The following is a 20,835-nucleotide window of genomic DNA, read 5'->3' as shown; positions in this document are numbered from 1 at the left end:
TAGTAAGCGTTATCATATTCATATACCATTATAAATGAATAAGGGATGGATGAACATGTTAAAAACAATTAAAAAATTCAGCTATACTCCACCAGCAAACGGGTTTCCTGAATGGAATAACAATCCTGAAATTTTCCAATTAAATCGCTTACCAGCTCATGCAAATACGACAATTTATCAAACGCCAGAACAAGCCTTACACTCTAATACCTCATCTTCTTACTATCAGTCTTTGAATGGAGATTGGAAGTTTCAGTGGGTACCGCGCCCTGATGAACGCATTATGGATTTCTATCGCAAAGATTTTGATCATAGCGCGTGGGAATCCATTTCGGTCCCTTCCCACTGGCAGCTTCAAGGAGACGATTACCCACAATATACAAACGTGACGTATCCTTGGATACATCATGATGATATTAAAGCACCTTTTGCACCAACTAACTATAATCCTGTAGGACAATACACGCGCACTTTTACAGTAGATAAAAGTTGGAACAATCAGCCTATCTATCTTAGTTTTCAAGGAGTAGAATCCGCTTTTTATGTATGGGTAAACGGTGAACTAGTCGGATACAGTGAAGATAGCTTTACGCCTGCTGAGTTTGATTTAACTCCTTATATTCAAGAAGGTGAAAATAAACTAGCTGTAGAGGTATATCGTTGGAGCGATGCTAGTTGGCTTGAAGATCAAGATTTTTGGCGAATGAGCGGAATTTTTAGAGACGTTTATCTATACTCTACTCCTCCAGTTCATATTTTTGACTTTACCGTCCGCGCACAGCTAGATGACAAATATGTGAACGGAAAGCTAACGATTTCTGCTGATATTACGAATTATATCGAACAAATTGCTGAAAACGTAACGCTTGAAGCCATGCTTTATGATGCTGAGCTTAAAGAAGTGCTGAATCAGCCATTGCAAACATCTCTTTCAGTACATGAACAAGAGACTGCTTTGCTTGAAGCAGGCATTGCCTCACCAAACAAATGGAGTGCAGAAAGCCCTTATCTCTATACGCTTGTGCTAACCTTGAAAGGTGGAGACGGAAACGTAATTGAAGCACAAAGCTGCAAGGTTGGATTTCGTACATTTGAATTAAAAGATGGATTAATGAAGATTAACGGCGAAACAATTGTTTTCAGAGGCGTAAACCGCCATGAGTTTTCTGCGACGAAAGGTAGAGCCGGCATTACAAAAGAAGATATGCTCCATGATATTTTATTAATGAAGCAGTTTAATATTAACGCAGTGCGCACCTCTCACTACCCTAATGCTTCAGGCTGGTACGAACTTTGCGATGAGTATGGCCTTTATGTAATTGACGAGACAAATCTGGAGACGCACGGGACATGGAGCTACCTGCAAGAAGGGGAACAAGATGCAATCCCGGGAAGTAAGCCTGAATGGAAAGAAAATGTTTTAGATCGCTGTCGCTCTATGTACGAACGTGACAAAAACCACTCTTCTATTGTCATTTGGTCACTTGGAAACGAATCGTTTGGTGGGGAAAATTTCAAGCATATGTATGATTTCTTCAAGCAAAAAGATGATACGCGCCTCGTACATTATGAAGGAATATTCCATCACCGAGATTACGATGCATCTGATATCGAAAGCACGATGTACATTAAGCCGGCCGACATTGAAAAATATGCGCTGATGAACCCTAAAAAGCCTTATATTCTCTGTGAATATAGCCATGCAATGGGGAATTCGTGCGGTAACTTAGCTGATTATTGGAATATTATTAATCAATACCCTATCTTACAAGGCGGCTTCATTTGGGATTGGCGAGACCAAGCTCTTGAAACAACAACAAAAGAAGGAATTACTTATTTAGCATACGGTGGTGACTTTGGAGAAAGTCCACATGATGGCAATTTTAGCGGTAACGGACTTTTATTTGCTAATGGTGACGTGACGCCAAAGCTGTATGAAGTTAAAAAATGCTATGAAGCTGTATCATGGAAGGCTACTGATCTTAGACAAAAAACCTTTACTGTCCAAAATGATTACTTGTTTACAAATTTAAAAGATTATGAGTTTACGCTTACAGTGACAAAAAATGGTGAAGACATTTATAACTATTCGTTTATAGTAGATGTAAAGCCTCAAACAACAAAAGAGATTCAATTACCGTTGGATGATTATAAAAAATCCCAAAACGATGATGAATTTATTGCTACTCTATCAATGAAATTAAAAAGCCAGACCAAGTGGGCTGACAAAGGTCATGAAGTAGCATTTGAACAGTTTATTCTACCGGCACAAGTTGCTTCACAACCTGCAGCTGAGACAAAAGCGCCACGTGCTATAAAAGATACAAGCCAAGAAATTACGATTAAAGCTGACTCTGCTACCCTTACATTTAACAAAGAATCCGGGTTGTTAACTTCTTATTTATGTAAAGATACCGAATTATTGCTAGATGGATTGCAGCCAAACTTTTGGAGAGCAGTAACGGATAACGATCTGGGTAACAAACTTCAAGAGCGCTGCCAAGTTTGGAGAGAAGCAAGCCTTAACAGAGAGTTGGAATCGTTCAGTGTACAAGAACAGCAAAACCATATAGCTATTACCACACGCTTTTGCTTTCATGCGCTTGAAAATACAACCTGTGAAATTGTGTATAAAGTAGATAACAGCGGACAGGTTGCCATTCGTCAAACTCTCGTTCCGAGCAGTACGCTGCCTGAAATTCCTGAATTCGGCTTACGCTTTACTATGCCAAAAGAATTTAACCAGCTCTCTTGGTACGGAAGAGGACCTCATGAAAATCATTGGGATCGCAACACAGGAGCAAAGGTTGGTTATTATACAAGTGATGTAAAGTCACAGGTAACACCTTATTTACGTCCACAGGAATGCGGGAATAAAACGGACGTTCGTTCAGCACGCGTTCTCAATGAAAACAGAGTTGGTTTCTCAATTAAGGGTACACCAACCATTGAATTAAGTGCATTACCGCACACTCCGTTTGAACTTGAAAGCTATGATCATCATTACAAGCTGCCTGTTAGTGATAAAACGTCCATTCGCATTAACTATAAGCAAATGGGTGTAGGCGGTGACGATAGCTGGGGAGCAAAAACGCATCCACAGTATACGCTATACGCTAACCGTTCATATGTGCATGAATTTATGCTGAAACCAATGGTTTAATTACCTAAAAGGTCTGGACCATACGTATTTTAGCTAACGAGATATCCAAACTGTTGAAAGTTAAACACTTTTGATCGTTTGGATGTCTTTTTATTAGTTCCAAAAACAAGTTAAAAACTAGTGGAATGAAGCGTACCTGCGGGTACTAGAAGAAAGCCTGAGACCTCGCAGCGCAAGCGAGAAGGCTCAGGTTCCTCCCTGCGGAAAGCGAGTATCTGCAGCGCAATGGAACAAACCATACTTAACTCCTGCTTCTATTCATGCCAACTTATTTTTAAAATATGGTTGATTTCTACTTGATTACCTGGCAAGCTTAAGGAGGAACTAAAATTTAGAAGAAAGAATAAATAGGTGAACACATGATCGAAATTAAGGCCTCAACATTAAGTGATGGTGAATTTAATCGCGGGGTATTTGCAACGCAAGATATTAAAAAAGGTGATTTAATCCACGAAGCACCTGTTATTGCTTACCCTAACGAAGAACATGAACATATTGAAAAAACGCTTTTAGCAGATTATTCATTTGAATATGGCATTAATCATTCTGCTATTTTATTGGGCTATGGGATGCTATTTAATCACTCTTATACCCCTAATGCTACTTATGAAATTAACTTTGATAAACACGTATTCGAGTTTTATGCCTATACAGACATTAAAGCTGGGGATGAAGTGTTAATTAACTATAACGGAGACGTTGACGACCAAGAACTGCTTTGGTTTGATAAGGAAGAAGAATAAAAGAACAGCCTGAGCTTTTTCTCAGGCTGTTTTCTTATTCCGTAATGGTAATCTGATCTTGGTCCTTACTTTCTACTCCTTCACTAAAAGTTAACCTTGTTTTAAACCTATACGATCGTTTATCGTTAGAAGGTAAAAGCTCTGTTGGTAAATCAAATGTAAAAGGGATTTTCTCTAGGTGTCCATTTTTAATTTTTCTTGATGTTAAAAGACTCGTTGAACCAATCATCACTTCTTCCTTACTTTGATGGTCTGTTACAATTAAGTCACACTCAATGCGCGTAATTTCCTGCTCAACAATTCCACCTTTTAAATGAAACTCCCCTTTGACAGATTCATCTTTGCAATACTGATCTTTTGATAAAATTAAATCAATCTGAGCTGAACCTACACCTAACAGGGACATATATTTTCGTAAAATCATGTTATTTTCTCCTCTACTGTCTATATTAAATGAAAAAAGCCTCTACCAATGTGGTAAAGGCTTTAAACATAAATACAGACCTTTACCGTATGGGTAAAGGTCTTGCTAACAACCGTTCGTTGCCAATAAAGCCGAGAGCAACTGCTCTGAAATGACGACTTTATTGTAAAAGCTACTCCCCTCTAGGAGAACATTTTTCATTTATAAGCTTATATTAGTGGATAATCTGCATTTCTGTCAATATCCTTAAATACTTTTATGAAGTAATTTTTTCAGAAGCGGAAATAAAACATCTGGCAACTCTTTAATATCTGGTACTAGGATGCTATATTTCCCATACATATTTTGAATTGTTTTTCGCTGTCCCTCATCAATTTCACCGTTTGATAAAAAGACATTAATTACTTCCATTCCATGCTTTCTTGCTTCAAGCACTGCTTCATGCGTATCAACGATACCGTTTTGTTCATATCCCATCGCTGCAGGCTCTCCATCTGAAAATACGAGTAAAAATTTTTGTTTTTCCGTTCGCTTTAACAAGCGTCTTGTCATGTGACGAATAGCAAATCCGTCGCGATTATCTTCCTCTGGCTCTAACTGCATAATTTCAGGACCGCTTTTTGGTTTAAGAGAAGATTGAAAGTCCATCACTGTTTTTAAATAGTTAGGCTGGCTTGTTTCAGTTGCATCGTTTGTATCTTCCCAAAACCCAACGATTTGATGTGGAACCCTCACTGATTTTAGCGCTTCGTGGAATAAGATAATTCCTAGCTTCGTTTCATCCATTTTGTCATACATTGATGCTGAGCAATCAACGAGTAGAGAGAAAACCGCGTCAATCTGCGGAGATTCTTGGTCTTTTTTATAAAACAAGCGAGGATTATCATCTGTCCATAGCTTTAATAACCTTTTATTTAAACGACCAAACTGAAGTTCACTTCTCGGTAACGTTTTTTTATGCTCTAACGTCTTCTCAATCATTTGCTTTAGCTTCTTTTGAAAAGATGAAATAAGCTGTTTATTTTCACCATACAAAGCAACTTCTTCGTCTGTGGGAATGGTTGGATCCAGGAACACTGGAAACGCGTACTTATTATCTTTTCCATATTCATAGTCAGCTGCTCCGTCTTTTTCTGGATGCGTTTGATCCATTGCTTCCATCTGTGAGTAATCGTTTCGTGACGTTTTTTGTGAAGCACCTTGAACAATACCGAGCGCTTGATCACCATCGTCTCCTTCACGTACACCATCGCCTAGCATATCCGTTTTAGAGCCTTGATCCATATCAAATTGCAAAAAGCTTTGCGTTGCTTTACTTGTTTCACGGTGCCACATTTCCATTTTCTCTTCATGAATATCTTCATCGCCGTCTTGTTCATGCTCTAAAATATCATCATTTGCAAGTTTGGATTCACGTTTTAAATCGTCAAAAGTTAAGCCTGTCTCTAACTCTTCATAATCCAGCTCTGCCAAAAAGAAATACGTATTAAGCATGTCTTTTTCTAAAATATCATCAAACAAATCAACAAGCTCTAAGCAAATACGCGCAATATCTTTAGTAGTTTTCGCTTCATACACCTTCACTAGCTGGCTTCGAATAAATGGCATTGCCATATCAACCTCATTTGTAATGAACGGAATTTCTTCAAACGGGTTTTCCGCCGTTAATAAGAGATAGATGCCATTAAAGAGTGCATCGGTATGAACGCTTTTTATTAAATTTGCATTGAGCTGGGTAGCAAAATACTTACGGTATACGTTTCTGCGTGTGGCGAAAGCTTTCTTCGTACCAGGTCTTTCTTTCGTACATACATCTTCTAAACGTAAGTCTTCAAAAAGCATAAAGAGCTGTTTTGCAAGACTTGAGACAGATGAACGCTTCACTTTTTCAAATACGCATTTACCTCTTGGAAATCACAGTGATAATAGCTTCCAATCGCTCTTAAAAACACGTCGCTTTTAAGGCCATACACTTTATCACTATCGGGTCGATTATCCCAGAAGTGACTTAGATAAATAATTTTCTGTAGCGGATCATAGTAAGAGGACACCCGATACTCAACTTCAATATCATCGTTTTTTGTAAGCGTTTTTGTTAAATCGGCAAGCTCCATATATAAAAATGAATCAACGTTTTTATCGTTAAATTTAATAAATCTCATAGCGCCACCCCTTATTCAAATAACGTTTCTGCAATATTTTGAATGGCTGCCTTTTCCCTTTCATCTTCTAACTTTTCAATAATCCCTCTTTTAATAGCACGCAGTGGAGGCATATATAACGCTAAATCGCATGTATCTAATAACGCGCGAATCGATGCTGCTTCTTCTGAAATATGACCGTTGCTAACCTGCGTGATTAAATCTCCTGAAAGCTGTACAAACTGGTTAATTAACTTTTCATCTTGAAGCTGTGATTGTGTTTTTAATACTTGTCGCAAGCTTTCTCCTTGAATATATGGTACATCGATAACAACAAATCGATTTTTTAATGCTTCGTTTAACGGAACCGTCCCAACATAGCCTTCATTAATTGCCGCGATTACACCAAAGGTTTCTTTTCCTTTTACGACTTCACCTGTAAATGGATTTGTAATCATTTTACGGTAGTCAAGAACACCATTTAAAATTGGTAGTGTTTCAGGCTTTGCCATATTAATTTCGTCTATATAAAGAAGCTGACCTTTCTTCATTGCGTTGATAACTGGTCCAGAAACAAACTCAATACCTTGCTTTCCATTTTTCTCAGCGATTGTTTTAAAACCTAATAACGCTTCAGCATCTAAATCAACTGAGCAGTTAATGCTGTGCATCGGTTGTGAAAACAAATAAGATAATGTTTCTGCAAGCTTTGTTTTACCAGAGCCTGTCGGACCTTTTAAAAGTACGTTTTTTCCAAGTGCTAAAGCAATAAGAGCATCTTCTAAGATGTCAGCTTCTTCTGCAGTATAGCCCCCTTTCCCAATTAAAAATTCATCTTCTGCTGTTAGCTTTTGTTTTCTTTCTTGAATACGAGTAAGTACCTCGCTTGGTAGTGATAAATCTGTTAATTCAATTGCCATAATTCATATCCTTTCTCTCGGTTTGCTGTCTTCATTCTACAAGATTTTATTGGGGTTCTCAAAGGTTTTATGTCACGAAAAAAAGTAGGTGGATACCTACTTTTTCACAATTTTATAGTTTTTGTGATTAACGACTGTTTTCATTGATTCGCCTGTTTCAGCGTCTTTTCCAAAATCGACGATGACCGAGTTATCACGAACCACCATGACGATACCTTTGTATCCTTTAAAATCACCTTTTTTTGGCTGAATTGTGTCACCGACTTTTGCTGCTTTTACCTTCGGTGCTTGCTCTTCTGTTCCTTGTGTATTTTCTACATCCATGATGATCCCACCTTTGTATTTTATTAACTATATACACCTTTTATCTACAAAGCTTGATTTTCACCACTCGTTTGAGCTATCTTGTGACTTTTCCCGAAACTACTTTATTTCAAACGTTTAAATAAAATTTTATGAGAGAAGTTTCAACGAGCGTCATTTTTAAAAATGCTATGTACGCCATCAATATGACAATGTATACCTTCTGAGTCTTATCATACCATTTTCTTGCCATTCCGAACACCAATTAAACCTTAGTTTTTTTAAAAAATGACATTTTTCATGGAATTTTGTCGAATTTCATCGCATTTTCTCTTCCATATGGTATGCTAACATTTATGTTTTATGCGCTTAGAAAACAGTTATATTTTCCTACATTATAATTAGAAACTTTTGACGAACATTTCCGTTAGTTAAAGGAAAGGGGGAGAAAATGGCACCTAAGCATCATTTCGAAGAAATTTATGAACAGCATATGCACGATCTTTTCCGCTATCTTCTCTCTCTTACGCGGCGGAAAGAAGCTGCAGAAGACCTTATGCAAGAAACGTTTTATCGCGTACTGCTACATTTAGAAACATATAGCGGTGAAGAAGTAAAGCCTTGGCTGTTCAAAATTGCCTATCACGCATTTATTGATTGGTATCGAAAAGAAAAAAAGCGACCAACTGTCGAACTAGAGGAATGGCATTTTTCACCACAACCAAGTGCTGAAGAGAAGGTGTTTGTGCAAGATGAAATTAACACGTGGCTTTCAGAAGTATCCTCTCTTCCAGAGCCAAAAAGAAATATTGTACTACTTCGTGATTATCACGGTTTTACATATGAAGAAATTGCTGGGATGACTGGCTTTACTCTAGCAAAAGTGAAAATGGCTCTTTATAGAGGACGTCAGCAATTAAAGAAGAGAAAGGAAGAGAACGTATGAGCTGTCAAAATATGCAGCACCAATGGACAAAATACAAAGACGGAACTTTGACAGATGCAGAAGTAGAAGAGCTCGAACGCCACACTGAAGAGTGTGATGAATGTATGAATTATCTTCAAAACCTGCTTGATGAAGAAGAAATACAGCCAGTCACTGCTTCCTCTACGTTTGACCAGGAAAAAGCAAAGCGCTCAATGATAAGGGCGAAATGGAGACAACGCTTTACTAATGTATTGACTGTGCTAAGCGCTTTTATCTTACTTTGGTTAGGAGGCAGCTTTTTATCGGCTATTTACTATTCTTTCACTCCTAAAGGTGAATATTTACGAACTGTGGATAAAGCGGCGATTGAATCTGCTTTACCAAACATATATGTACAAAATTCAAGAACCGAAACGAAGCCTTTCTTCCGCTTACAAAATGAGTACACGCTGTATAAAGAGATTGGGCAAGAGCAAAAAAGTGTCGGACAATATACGTTTCACCACCTGTTTGAACGGGTCACAAACGTCGACAAAAACTTTTTAAACGACCATTATAATATGAAGTTATCATTTGCTTATCCAGAGCGAGTAAAAAAAGAAAAAGACGCTTCTTTCTATCAAAAATGGTCGAATGAAACATGGGGAGCACTTGATCAACTCCCTGAAGGCACAGTTAGTGAAATTGCGCTTTCTTTTGATCAAGCCTATACTATGGAAGAAATTGAAGAGAAACTTAGCTCTACACTTTCAAGCGACATTTCACCCGTCTGGTATGCTTTAGACACTGGGTATGAAGCAAAAGGAAGTGATACAAGCAATCCGCTTGTAGATTTAACCTCATCTTTTGGGTTCCCATCAATGCTAGAGCTACCGTTTTATGAAGAAAAAGAAACCTTTACTGATGAAGAGCGCGTGGTGCAGCTACTGAAGCTGCTTGCTGATAACGAACGGACGGTTCAACAAATTAGATGGATGAACCCAGATGAACTTCAGTTAACTAACCGATACAAATTTGTAAAAAGAACGGTGTTAAAATATACGGCATTGTCTTAACAGGACCAACAAAAGAACTGCTAAAACTAAAGAACGAACCGTCGATTACCTATTCTTCTTTAGGCGAAGTAGAGTTATGGAATTGGTTTACTCGTCCCACTCAAGGTACCTTGCATTAAAGCATGAGAACATTACGTTTTCATGCTTTTCTTTTTACATGCTATGATAAAACGAAAAGGAGTAAGGATTTTGAAGTATCTATCCATGTGGACTTTCCTTATTATTTATGCATGGCTATTAGCACCAGGCAGTAAAGGAAAAAACGACCTCGTCATGATGAAGTTGATCTCTGGGCAATTCGCAACAGTGGAGCCACTCGTCGTTATGATTTTTTCTTGTTTAGGACTATTCCCTCTTTTATTTGCATCACTAATTATGCCAAACGACTCGTTTAAACTTCCAGGCTGGCCTTTTTCACTGCTCTCTTTTGGATTAGGAGCCTTCGCGCTTTTACCTTACTTTGTACTAAAGGGCGAGAAATCAACTAAGAGTCGCGGATTTAGCCTTCTAAACAAATGGTTAACCTCACCCACTTTCTTACTGTCTTTGTTGACAATCACTCTCATTCTTTATTTGTATGGTTTTGCAGCAGGCTCATTTTCAGGTTATATAGAAGCTTTCAAGCATTCTCAATTAGTTAGCGTTATGACCGTTGATTTTTTTGTCCTTACTTGGTTAACCTATATTCTTTTTAGGGGTCATCGCTACCGATTCATATGTGTTCTGCCTATCTTAGGGCCCCTCGTTTTACTTTTAACTATAAATCAAAAAACAACACATCTTTAAATACATTTTTTAGCATTAAATAATTATGTTGCATTTCCACAAATATTGCTTTATAATCATCTCTTGTACACATGATTGCGATTGTGTAAAATTCCTAACACACACCATGTATACCTTTTTAAAAGGTATACCTACATACCTGCGCTGTGCGTATACTCATGTTGTCTTAAACCTTTGAGTGTTAAAAGGGAGTTCAAAATTCAGTTGCGGATAGCATGCCCTTCTTGGGACGCTAAAACCGACTGTGCGAACACCCACCTAGTTGATCTGGGTATTTAAGACACTTCGAGTTACGGCAGTGCGGGCTTTTTATTGTATTTCAGTTTACATAATTATATTATTGTCTATTTAAAAGTAAATAGATACACGATGTTTAGTTTTTTCCAACGGTGGTATATCTTAAGTAAGACGATAAACTTAAGGAGCTGATTCAAATGAATAAGCAAGAAATGATGGACAAGTTATCGAACTTACTAGATGAAAACCGAGTGGGTACATTAGCGACCGTTGTGAATCAAAAACCTAATTCTCGCTACATGACGTTTTTTAAAAAAGATGGTGACATTACCTTGTACACGCCAACAAGCATAGCTACGCATAAAGCTGATGAAATTGATGAAAACGGCAACGTGCATATTTTGCTTGGCTATAGCGGCGAAGGATACGGAGATAATTATGTAGAGGTGTCTGGAATTGCTAAAATTAATGATAATCAAGAGTTAAAGAACCGCTTTTGGAATGATCATATGTCACAGTGGTTTAATGGACCTGATGACGCTAACTACGTTTTACTTGAAATTACGCCTACTCATATCAAGTTGATGAATGAAGGGAAAGATACACCAACTTCTATAAGCTTATAGTGAAATGAAAAAATGCCTCCCGCAGGAGGCATTTTTTCATTTCACTGCTTGAAGCAACTGTTCTGCTGCTTGCTTAGGTGACCTTGCTAAGCTAATCGCTGTAATAATAGATATACCGTCAGCACCACCTTGAATGACTTTCTCAGCATTTTCGGCTGTGATGCCTCCAATCCCTACAATTGGGAAATCAATCTTCTGTTGACGAGCTTGCTGAATTAAATTTGTGCCCTGAACAGCTTTTGTATCTGTTTTTGTAGTGGTTGGAAATACAGGCCCCATTCCCACATAATCCGCTTTATCTTTAATTGCTTGCTGTAGTTCTTCAATCGAATGAACCGACACACCGATTAGTTGATGAGGAGCCTTTTCTTTCACAATATACGCTTTCTCGTCTTCTTGACCAATATGAATACCATCAGCACCTAATTTGATTGCCAAGTCAACATCATCATTTACAATAAAAGGTACCTCATGCTGTTTACAAATTTGTTGAAGATCATAAGCAAGCTGATACTTCTCTTTTCCTTGCAGAGCTCCCTCTCCTTTTTCACGAAACTGGAACATCGTAATTCCACCCGCAATCGCTTCTTTTAATACGACTCGCGGATCTCCCTTACAATTATTGCTTCCCATAATAAAATAAACTTTTAGATACTCTTTAATATTCATCTTCTGTTAGCTCCCTTCTACTGCTGTTCAACTCTTGCTCCGCTTTTCACTTGTTCTGGATGAATATGGTGTAAAGCATCCAAAAAAGCGGTTTGAAAACTTCCTGGCCCTTCACCTGCTGCTTTATCAGCTGCCAGTTCAGCTGCGACTTCATATGCACATAACGCCTCAAGAACTGCTTCAACAATTCTTTTCTTTTCAACTGCAACAAAGGCACCAATAACGGATGTTAATAAACAACCGGTCCCTGTTACATTGGCAAGCATTGAATGCCCGTTTGTGATAATATAAGCTGAATCTCCATCACTAACAACATCTTGTACACCCGTTACAACAACTACTGTTTTCAGCTGCTTTGCAGCCATTTTAGCTAACGTAACGACATCCCCTTCTTCAGGTGCTGCATCTACACCTTTTATCGCCCAGTTTTCTCCTACAACATTGGCAATTTCAGCAGCATTTCCTCGAATAACTGCTATGTTTACTTTATTTAATAACTCTCTTGCTGTAGCTGTACGAAATGGTGTTGCACCTGCTCCGACTGGATCAAATATAACCGGAACGCCTGCCTCATTCGCTGCTTTTCCTGCAATTATCATCGCTTCAACTTCAGTACTTGTTAACGTTCCCATATTAAGCACGAGTGCTCCAGCGATTTTAGCCATATCCGCAACTTCTTCTTTTGCATAAGCCATTACGGGCGATGCGCCTAAAGCCAATAAACCGTTCGCTGTAAAATTTGTTACAACAAGGTTCGTCATATTATGTACTAGTGGCTTTTCTTGTCTTACTTGAGATAATAAATGACCTATTTCCTTTTGGGCCGTCATTTTTCCATCCTCCTACCTTTCGATATAAAAAAGCACCCTGCATGAACGCAAGGTGCTTTTACAATCTACTCACATTCCCTACGCTGGCATTATCCAACAGGTTCAAATGGTCTATGATGGTTTCCTAATCATACTCTCAGCCTGCATCCGCAAGCTCCCCATTCTATTAAACTATAGTAAAAGTCTACTATATAAGTACGCTTCATGGCAATATTGAGGCTATCTTGATTTTGTTTTTTCACTTTCAGATTCCCGAGACTGTGTCAAGCAGTTCGTTCATAAACTGAACAATGGAGGTGAGAGTTAAATGAAGAAAAAACTTTTGCTGCTATTTGTTCCACTGCTGTTGCTTTTATCCGCCTGCCTCAACGACCCCGTTCAAGACGATTTATTAAACTATTCAAATACTGAAATCCCCAAGGTCAGTGAACTAGAAATACAGGCGGTTGAAGCATATGACAGCGTATCCGGAGCTAACTACACAGATGATTTTACGATGTATGATACGCTTGTGGATGAAGTCATTCCACAATATCGTGAATTTATTGAAGAACTTGAAAAAATCGAAGTAGAAACAGATGAGCTACGGGCGCTCCATGAAGATTATATTAAAGCTGCCAATACTCAGTATAACGCTTTTGCAAAAATTGTTAGCGCTCTTGAAAAACAGGACCCTGAATTAATTGTCGAAGCTAATGTGATGTTAGATGAAGCGAGAAAAGGAATGCGTAAATATGCAAGTGATATTAAAAAACTTGCCAAAGAGCATAAGGTTACGTTTGAGAAGGGTGAAGAGCTATAAAAGTGAAATTAAAATCAGGTGCACGCACCTGATTTTATTTCGCAACCCGAAAAAGATTGACAAACGTATCATAAAATTCTATATTTATATACCTGTAGACAGGTTTGAGAATTAATGATATACCATTCAATCTTGATTAAATATGCTATTTTGTAAGGAGATAAAGATGACTACCACTACTATTACTACAAATGAAGAACATTCAATCTTAGAACCAAAACCATTTAAAGAATCTGTCGTCATTCCTTTTTGGAGCTTGACAATCATGCTTGTAGTAATGAACACTACAATGTTTAACGTTGCTCTTCCTAAAGTATCCACAGAATTTGCTTTAACATCTTCAACCTCTGCTTGGATTATTACTGGCTATTCTGTTGTTTTTGCAATTGCAACAATTACATATAGTCGACTATCCGACTTCATTCCGATTAGACAGTTGCTAACGACTGGCTTAACGCTGCTAGGGATTGCTTCAATTATTGGCTTTGTGTCGAACAACTTTACAATGCTGTTATTTGCCCGCGTTCTTCAAGCTGCAGGAGCAGCAGCAGTACCTGGACTAGCAATGATTTTAATCACGCGCTATATCCCGAAATCCAGACGTGGTAAATCAATGTCTATGATTTCTTCTGCTGCGTCACTTGGATTTGGTCTTGGTCCTGTTATTGGAGGAGCAGTAACGCAGTATATGGGTTGGAATTTTCTATTCATCGTAACAGGGTTAGTTTTAATTTTCATCCCATTATTTCATAAGGTTTTACCTGCTGAAGATAAAAAGAAAGTTTATTTTGATATTCTAGGTGGTATCCTAACAGCAGCGGGCGTGACCGGCTTTTTACTATTTCTAACTTCCTATTCTTTATTATTACTAGCAGTCGGTATTGTAGCCATTATTTTATTAAGCATTCGTATCCGCAAGCATAACCATCCATTTATTGAGCCCAAGCTTTTTCAAAGTAAAGGCTATTTACTATTAAATGGCATCGGTTTTGCAGCATACATGACTCACTTTGCCACTCTTTTTATTATGCCGTTATTATTGGTACAAGTTTTCCAAAAAAGCTCTGCTGAAATTGGATTACTCATTTTCCCAGGTGCAATTCTATCAGCCATTGCTTCTCGTTTTATTGGTAAAATTATTGATCAGTTCGGAAACAAAGTATTAATTCGATTTGGCCACTTATTTTTAGCTATTGCAGCTTTACTTTTTACCTTTTTCAGCACTGTATCACCTACAGCCATTTTATTTATGTATATGTTTATGAGCATTGGTTTCACATCCCTTACGTCTAGCGTAGCAAACGAAATCTCACGCATGCTACCTTCAGATAGTGTTGGCACAGGAATGGGCTTTTCACAACTTTCTCAGTTCGTTGGTGGAGCTACCGGCGTAGCTTTAACAGGAGTAGCAATCGTTTGGCAAAAAAGCTTACCAATCGAATCAATGTTTCAAAATTTATTTATTGGCATGACCGTATTAACTGTCGTATCATTTATGTTATTTTTAGGATATAAACGCTTTGAAGTAGAAACGTCTGAAGACTAACTTAACATACAAAGGAAGGGATTATCCGTGAACGGTACATTATCACTCCAGCCTCTCGAGGCTTCGTTTTATAATCAACCAACGTTATCTTTAGCACAATCCCTTCTCGGTTGCCTGCTTATTCACGAAACAAGCGAAGGTACTACTTCTGGGTTTATCGTTGAAACAGAAGCCTATATGGGACCTGAAGATCGTGCTGCACATAGTTTTAATAACCGACGAACAAAACGAACCGAAGTGATGTTTGGCGCTCCTGGCAATGTGTATACCTATGTAATGCACACCCACTGCCTTGTTAATATTGTCAGCGGCCCAGTTAATAAGCCAGAAGCCGTGTTAATTCGAGCAATCGAACCTTTTAGTGGAATTGATCTTATTCAAAAGCGTCGAAAACAAGCTCTGCCTAAAAATTGGACAAACGGACCAGGTAAGTTAACAAAAGCACTTGCGATTACAATGAAGGCTTATGGACATGACATTACTAATTCTCCTCTGTATATCTCAAAAGGATTTACGCCTACAGCTATTTCATCAGGGCCAAGGATTGGCATCGATAACTCTGGTGAAGCAAAGGATTATCCTTGGCGATTTTGGATTACGAATCATCCATATGTATCAAAATAAAACAACGCACTTTCAAAGTGCGTTGTTTTATTTATACCCACCACATTTGTGAAGGTTGCTCTTCAATTAAAATACTTTGAAGGTTTGTTACGGCACGCTTAAACCCTTCATTAATTGACATAATCGGGTCTTCATGCTCTATGCTTACAACATAATCATATCCATACGTACGTAAAGCGCTCATCATATCCGACCATTCTGTTAAGCTATGTCCACATCCTACTGAACGGAACGTCCATGCACGAGAGCGAACTTCACCATAAGGCTGCATATCTGTTAATCCATACATATTAATGTTTTCTTGATCCAAATACGTATCTTTTGCATGGAAGTGATGAATCGCATTTTCTTTAGCCAGAATTTTAATGGCTGCAACAGGATCAATTCCTTGCCACCACAAATGACTTGGGTCTAAGTTTGCACCGATTGCATCGCATGTTTCTTCACGTAGCTTTAATAATGTATACGGTGTATGTACTAAAAATCCACCGTGAAGCTCCAAACCAATTTTCACATTGTTCTCTTGTGCATAAGCGCCTACTTCTTTCCAATAAGGAATTAATTTTTCTTCCCACTGCCACTTTAAAACATCACCATACTCATTTGGCCAAGGCGTAACGGGCCAGTTTGGATATTTCGCCCCCTCATGATCACCTGCTGTCCCTGAAAAACAATTTACAACTGGGACATCCAGTAGCGAAGCTAGTTTAATCGTTTTTAATAGCGTTTCATGAGATTCTTTTGCAAAATTAACCTCTGGTGAGATTGGGTTTCCATGACAACTAAATGCGCTAATCGTTAATCCACGATTTGTAATTTGATTTTTATATGCTGTTCGTGCGGCTTCATCTTCTAACAGCTCATCTAATGGACAATGATTGTTTCCAGGATAGCCTCCTGTTCCAATTTCCACTGCATGAAGCCCAGCTGCTTTGACAGTATCAAGCATTTCTTCAAATGATTTATCTGCAAATAATACGGTAAATACCCCTAGTTTCACCTTGTTTTCCCCCTTTTTTTACTTCTTACTACTATTATAAATAGCATCGATGATTGCTGATGTTTGAAGCGCTTCTTCCGGCTTTACAACGAGATCCTCTTTACCTTTACAAGCATTAATAAAATTGTTCGCTTGTAATAAGCTAAAGTTTTCTTCCCCGTCTATCCAAGCTGCTTGGCTATTTAACAACATGCCATTTTTGGATGTATATAATTCAAACGGGAATACATTGATGCCTCCATTAACACCAGAGATGCTTACATGCTCTTCGTCATCTGCTATGTTAGCTGACCAAGATGTTTCAAGTAACAAAGATGCACCGTTATCAAATTTGACATAGGCTGTGACGTGGTCATCTACTTCAAACGTTTCGTGATTAAACGTACCCCACTGATTTAGCTGGTTGGGTGAACGGCTTAAGTCGTTATACGTAGATCCCACTACTTCTGTATGGCTTGGATTCCCCATTAGCCATACAGCTAAGTCAAGAAGATGACAGCCGTAGTCGATTAAGCTCCCTCCACCTTGCAGCTCTTTATTAGTAAACACGCCCCATCCTGGTACCTTTCGGCGTCTCATTGCTCGTACTCGCGCAACAAGTGGTTTCCCCACTTCGTCCATGCTTTTTTTAGCCGCCTGTGCTTCCTGCATGAATCGATAATGATAGGCAATTGCTAACACTTTATCTGCTTTCTTCGCTTCTTGAATCATCTGCTCACATTCAGCTTTCGATAAGGCCATTGGCTTTTCACATAGCACATGAACACCCGCTTTTAACGCTTCTACTGCGTATTCAGCATGGAATTTATTCGGTGTACAAATGCAAACAGCATCGACTTCTGCAAACATGTCTTTGTAATCAATAAATACGTGTGGAATATTATGCTCATTTGCTACTTCTGTTGCACGCTCAGCGTTAATATCACTTACAGCCACAATCTCACACTCATCCTGTAGCTGTTTAAATGCGGGAATGTGGCGGCCTACTGCAATGCCGCCCACTCCAATAATTCCTACTTTCACAGCTGTCACCTCATTACACTTGCTTAATTTGTTTTGTTTCACTTGACTCAAGAGCAGCCAAAATAACAGCTAATGACTTAAATCCTTCTTCGCCGGAAACCGGTGTTTCGGTATCGTTAATGATTGCATCCACAAATTTTTCAACAACGTGAGAGTTGCTTTGACCACCATCATCATTTGATTGAATTTTTCCTAACTCGTACTTCACAACTTCCCCAGTTGTGTATTGAACTACTAATGAATAGTTTGGATCATCTTCTAGGCGAAGAATTGCTTTTTCGCCATAAATGATTGTTGAATTATCTTCTTTGCTTGTGTACGCCCAGCTTGCTGCTAGCGTACCCACAATACCGCTTTCTGTTTTTAGTACGCACACAGCATTATCATCTACGTCGCCAAAGTCTTTTGCAGTTGTTTCGACAAATGCACCAACTTCAACGATTTCTTCTCCTAAAATGTAGCGAAGCAAGTCAGTTTTATGAACACCTAAATCTCCCATCGCTCCAATAAATGCTTCTTCTTTTCTAAAGAACCAGCTGTCTTTACCATCTACGCTCCAACCTTCTGGACCACCGTGTCCGAAAGCTGTACGGAAGCTATAGATCCTTCCAACTTCGCCGTTTTCAATTAATTGGCGTGCTTTTTGATGAGATGCTACAAAGCGTTGATTATGAGCAATCATAAGCTTTTTGTTGTTGGCTTTAGCCGCTTCAATCATTGCTTCAGCTGATTCTTTTGACGTTGCCATTGGCTTTTCGCACAAAACATGTACTCCGCTGTTTAATGCTACAACCGAGATAGGAGCATGCAGGTAGTTCGGTGTACAAACGCTAACTGCATCTACCGTTCCACTTGCTAACAGCTCTTCATAACTTGTATAAGCCTTTACGCCGTATTCACTTGCTACTTTATTGACACGCTCTTCGTTAATATCGCAAACTGCTACTAGCTCTACATCTTTGTTCATTTTATATTCTGGTAGATGGCGATACTGAGCAATACTTCCACAACCGATAACCGCTACTTTTAATTTCTCCATTATTCTTCTCCCCTTTAATTCTTTAGTTTTTCACCGTAATTTTTTCAAGTGGCTGAGCGTTTCCGTATACTGGACGCTTGCGATCAACAGGCTTCGCCCAATTTACAGCGTTTACAATTACACGTTGGATATCTTTATGGTGGTAAGTTGGGTATGTTTCATGTCCTGGTCGGAAGTAAAATACCTTCCCATTTCCACGCTTATACGTGCATCCACTGCGGAAGACTTCTCCGCCTTCAAACCAACTTGTGAAAACAAGTTCATCTGGAGCTGGGATATCAAAGTGCTCTCCATACATTTCTTCACGCTCAAGTTCAATAAATTCTGAAATACCTTCTGCAATTGGGTGAGAAGGATCTATAACCCATAAACGCTCTTTTTCATCTGCTTCACGCCATTTTAAATCACAGCTTGTTCCCATTAATGTTTTAAAGATTTTTGAAAAATGCCCCGAATGTAAGACGATTAGTCCCATACCATCCAACACGCGTTGCTGTACTTTTTGGACAATCTCATCAGATACTTCTTCATGAGCTAAATGTCCCCACCATACAAGCACATCAGTATTTTCAAGAACTTCATCAGTTAATCCATGCTCAGGCTCATCCAGCGTAGCTGTTGCAGTTGCATAGCCAGCTTCTTGTAAAAATGAAGCGATGGCGCCGTGAATTCCTTCCGGATAAACTTCTCTTACAACTGGATTTTTTTGTTCGTGACGATTCTCATTCCATACCGTTACTTTTGTCATTTTTATATCCCCTTTGTCATCATTAACTTTTAGTGAACCGATTAACCTACCACTTACCCTTTCTTTTTAGCCGTGGACTCTCGATGAATAAGCTCCGTCGACAGTCGAATATGCTGAAGTGCGGTAGTGTCATTTTCAATTGCTTGAATGATTGCTGTGGCAGCCACCGATCCTTTATTAAATACATCTTGACGTACCGTAGTTAAGCTAGGTGTAGCATAACTACTAAACGTTAAATCATCAAATCCCACAATTGAATAGTCTTCTGGTATGCGCTTACCTTCTTCTTGTAGCGCTTTCATTATTCCTAATGCTAGCGTATCAGATGAAGCAAAGAATGCAGACATAGAATGTGGACGTGATAATAACTCTTTTCCCATCCTGTATCCATTTTCAAATGAACTATCTAACGCTTCGAATACATGTGATTTGCACGGCTTGATTCCCGCTGCTTTGAGCGCTTTTTCGTAGCCAATAAACCGCTTATAGTCGATGGGGCTATTTGTCATTCGGTGCGCAATGAAACCAATCGCACTGTGCCCTAGATCAATTAAATGTTTCGTAGCCTGGTAGCCACCTTCCTCGTCGTTCATCGTAATATGATTGAAATAACGCTCGTACTTATCGTATGTATCCACTAACACGATAGGCTTGGATAACGCTTTCATCTCTTCGTATAAACGATTTGGAAATACCCCTAAAAATAAGAGGCCATCTACGTTTCGCTTCCGAATCCATTTCATACATTCACTTGGGCTTTGCACACCTGAAATGAGTAAATCATATCCATTTTTACGAAGTACGTATTCGATTCCACTAATCATTTCACTTTGATAGTGATTATCTTTAAAAATCGTAACAAGGGAATCGTTCACTAACGGAAACATAACCGCAATGACATTTGATTTCCGCTTTGATAAGCTTACTGCGGTTAGATTTGGTTCATATTCAAGCTCTTTAACCGCTTTCAAAATTCGCTGCTTTGTTTCATCTGATACTTTGTTAATACCATTTAACACATAAGATACAGCTGCGGGAGAAACTCCTGCGTGCTTTGCAACATCTCGAATCGTTATTTTCCCATTCATATACCCACTCCAGTTAAACGGTTAACTAGTTACACGCTCATTATAAGTCACCTTAAATTTCAAGTCAATCCTCTTTTTAAAAAATAAGAATGGTTCTTTACACTTAGCAGACCTTTACGTACAGTTACTCTTCTTCTTTA

The 20,835-nt window shown here is 38.6% G+C and carries 18 protein-coding genes, 1 other RNA gene and 2 pseudogenes; 10 read left to right on the top strand and 11 right to left on the bottom strand.

The genetic code is table 11. The features are described from left to right. The first annotated feature begins 55 nt into the window (after window positions 1–55). The gene (locus tag LZP85_RS07400; protein ID WP_226639211.1) at window positions 56–3,163 is read left to right on the top strand and encodes a beta-galactosidase, LacZ type; all 3,108 of its coding nucleotides are present in this window, start codon (window positions 56–58) and stop codon (window positions 3,161–3,163) included. Window positions 3,164–3,522: 359 nt separating this feature from the next. Beyond that, on the top strand, window positions 3,523–3,906 hold the full coding sequence (locus LZP85_RS07395) for an SET domain-containing protein (RefSeq protein WP_025910521.1): 384 nt from the start codon (window positions 3,523–3,525) through the stop codon (window positions 3,904–3,906). Window positions 3,907–3,940: 34 nt separating this feature from the next. Here LZP85_RS07395 and LZP85_RS07390 read toward each other — a convergent pair whose 3' ends face one another. From LZP85_RS07390 to LZP85_RS07375, 4 genes and pseudogenes are all read right to left on the bottom strand, one after another. Then, the gene (locus LZP85_RS07390) at window positions 3,941–4,330 is read right to left on the bottom strand and encodes a sporulation protein (RefSeq protein ID WP_025910522.1); all 390 of its coding nucleotides are present in this window, start codon (window positions 4,328–4,330) and stop codon (window positions 3,941–3,943) included. A 246-nt stretch (window positions 4,331–4,576) separates the two neighbouring features. Then, window positions 4,577–6,492: pseudogene (locus tag LZP85_RS07385) on the bottom strand (vWA domain-containing protein). A gap of 11 nt (window positions 6,493–6,503) precedes the next feature. Then, the gene (locus LZP85_RS07380; protein WP_206782427.1) at window positions 6,504–7,391 is read right to left on the bottom strand and encodes an ATP-binding protein; all 888 of its coding nucleotides are present in this window, start codon (window positions 7,389–7,391) and stop codon (window positions 6,504–6,506) included. Window positions 7,392–7,487: 96 nt separating this feature from the next. Continuing rightward, complete coding sequence (locus LZP85_RS07375) at window positions 7,488–7,718, bottom strand: DUF2187 family protein (protein ID WP_025910525.1); 231 nt, start codon at window positions 7,716–7,718, stop codon at window positions 7,488–7,490. A 427-nt stretch (window positions 7,719–8,145) separates the two neighbouring features. On the opposite strand from LZP85_RS07375, the gene LZP85_RS07370 reads away from it, so the two are divergent. From LZP85_RS07370 to LZP85_RS07345, 5 genes and pseudogenes are all read left to right on the top strand, one after another. Continuing rightward, window positions 8,146–8,640, top strand: coding sequence for an RNA polymerase sigma factor (locus LZP85_RS07370; RefSeq protein ID WP_061785801.1), 495 nt, complete (start codon window positions 8,146–8,148; stop codon window positions 8,638–8,640). After that, window positions 8,637–9,796: pseudogene (locus LZP85_RS07365) on the top strand (anti sigma factor C-terminal domain-containing protein). The gene LZP85_RS07370 and the pseudogene LZP85_RS07365 overlap by 4 nt, the downstream one beginning before the upstream one ends. 70 nt (window positions 9,797–9,866) lie before the next feature. Continuing rightward, a complete protein-coding gene (locus tag LZP85_RS07355; RefSeq protein ID WP_226639213.1) occupies window positions 9,867–10,463 on the top strand; it encodes a hypothetical protein in 597 nt (198 codons plus the stop codon). Between the two features lie 133 nt (window positions 10,464–10,596). Then, window positions 10,597–10,774: non-coding RNA, 6S RNA (gene ssrS, locus LZP85_RS07350), on the top strand. A 123-nt stretch (window positions 10,775–10,897) separates the two neighbouring features. After that, on the top strand, window positions 10,898–11,326 hold the full coding sequence (locus tag LZP85_RS07345) for a pyridoxamine 5'-phosphate oxidase family protein (protein ID WP_076513153.1): 429 nt from the start codon (window positions 10,898–10,900) through the stop codon (window positions 11,324–11,326). 36 nt (window positions 11,327–11,362) lie between these two features. Here the strand turns inward: LZP85_RS07345 and thiE are convergent, their stop codons facing one another. Both thiE and thiM read right to left on the bottom strand, forming a co-directional pair. Then, window positions 11,363–11,995: a thiamine phosphate synthase gene (gene thiE / locus LZP85_RS07340; RefSeq protein ID WP_061785804.1), complete on the bottom strand. Its 633-nt coding sequence runs from the start codon at window positions 11,993–11,995 to the stop codon at window positions 11,363–11,365. 17 nt (window positions 11,996–12,012) lie between these two features. Then, entirely contained in the window at window positions 12,013–12,825 is an 813-nt protein-coding gene (gene thiM / locus LZP85_RS07335) for a hydroxyethylthiazole kinase (protein WP_119543327.1), read from the bottom strand. 307 nt (window positions 12,826–13,132) lie between these two features. Here thiM and LZP85_RS07330 point away from each other — a divergent pair, with 307 nt between their 5' ends. From LZP85_RS07330 to LZP85_RS07320, 3 genes are all read left to right on the top strand, one after another. Then, window positions 13,133–13,627: a hypothetical protein gene (locus LZP85_RS07330; RefSeq protein WP_061785805.1), complete on the top strand. Its 495-nt coding sequence runs from the start codon at window positions 13,133–13,135 to the stop codon at window positions 13,625–13,627. Window positions 13,628–13,793: 166 nt separating this feature from the next. Further along, window positions 13,794–15,173, top strand: a complete 1,380-nt coding sequence (locus LZP85_RS07325; protein ID WP_226639215.1) for an MFS transporter — start codon at window positions 13,794–13,796, stop codon at window positions 15,171–15,173. A 27-nt stretch (window positions 15,174–15,200) separates the two neighbouring features. Next, window positions 15,201–15,797: a DNA-3-methyladenine glycosylase gene (locus LZP85_RS07320; RefSeq protein ID WP_025910538.1), complete on the top strand. Its 597-nt coding sequence runs from the start codon at window positions 15,201–15,203 to the stop codon at window positions 15,795–15,797. A 31-nt stretch (window positions 15,798–15,828) separates the two neighbouring features. Here the strand turns inward: LZP85_RS07320 and LZP85_RS07315 are convergent, their stop codons facing one another. The 5 genes from LZP85_RS07315 to LZP85_RS07295 are packed head-to-tail and all read right to left on the bottom strand — an operon-like array spanning window position 15,829 to window position 20,695. Next, entirely contained in the window at window positions 15,829–16,797 is a 969-nt protein-coding gene (locus LZP85_RS07315; protein ID WP_025910540.1) for a sugar phosphate isomerase/epimerase family protein, read from the bottom strand. 18 nt (window positions 16,798–16,815) lie between these two features. Continuing rightward, entirely contained in the window at window positions 16,816–17,820 is a 1,005-nt protein-coding gene (locus LZP85_RS07310) for a Gfo/Idh/MocA family protein (RefSeq protein WP_061786618.1), read from the bottom strand. Between the two features lie 13 nt (window positions 17,821–17,833). Then, window positions 17,834–18,859, bottom strand: a complete 1,026-nt coding sequence (locus LZP85_RS07305; RefSeq protein WP_025910544.1) for a Gfo/Idh/MocA family protein — start codon at window positions 18,857–18,859, stop codon at window positions 17,834–17,836. Between the two features lie 22 nt (window positions 18,860–18,881). Then, complete coding sequence (locus LZP85_RS07300) at window positions 18,882–19,607, bottom strand: ThuA domain-containing protein (RefSeq protein ID WP_025910546.1); 726 nt, start codon at window positions 19,605–19,607, stop codon at window positions 18,882–18,884. A 53-nt stretch (window positions 19,608–19,660) separates the two neighbouring features. Next, on the bottom strand, window positions 19,661–20,695 hold the full coding sequence (locus tag LZP85_RS07295) for a LacI family DNA-binding transcriptional regulator (RefSeq protein ID WP_206833446.1): 1,035 nt from the start codon (window positions 20,693–20,695) through the stop codon (window positions 19,661–19,663). Between the last annotated feature and the right edge of the window lie 140 nt (window positions 20,696–20,835).

This window comes from Priestia flexa (assembly GCF_021441905.1).
Taxonomy (GTDB): Bacteria; Bacillota; Bacilli; order Bacillales; family Bacillaceae_H; genus Priestia; species Priestia flexa.
This window is presented reverse-complemented; position numbering and strand designations above follow the sequence as displayed.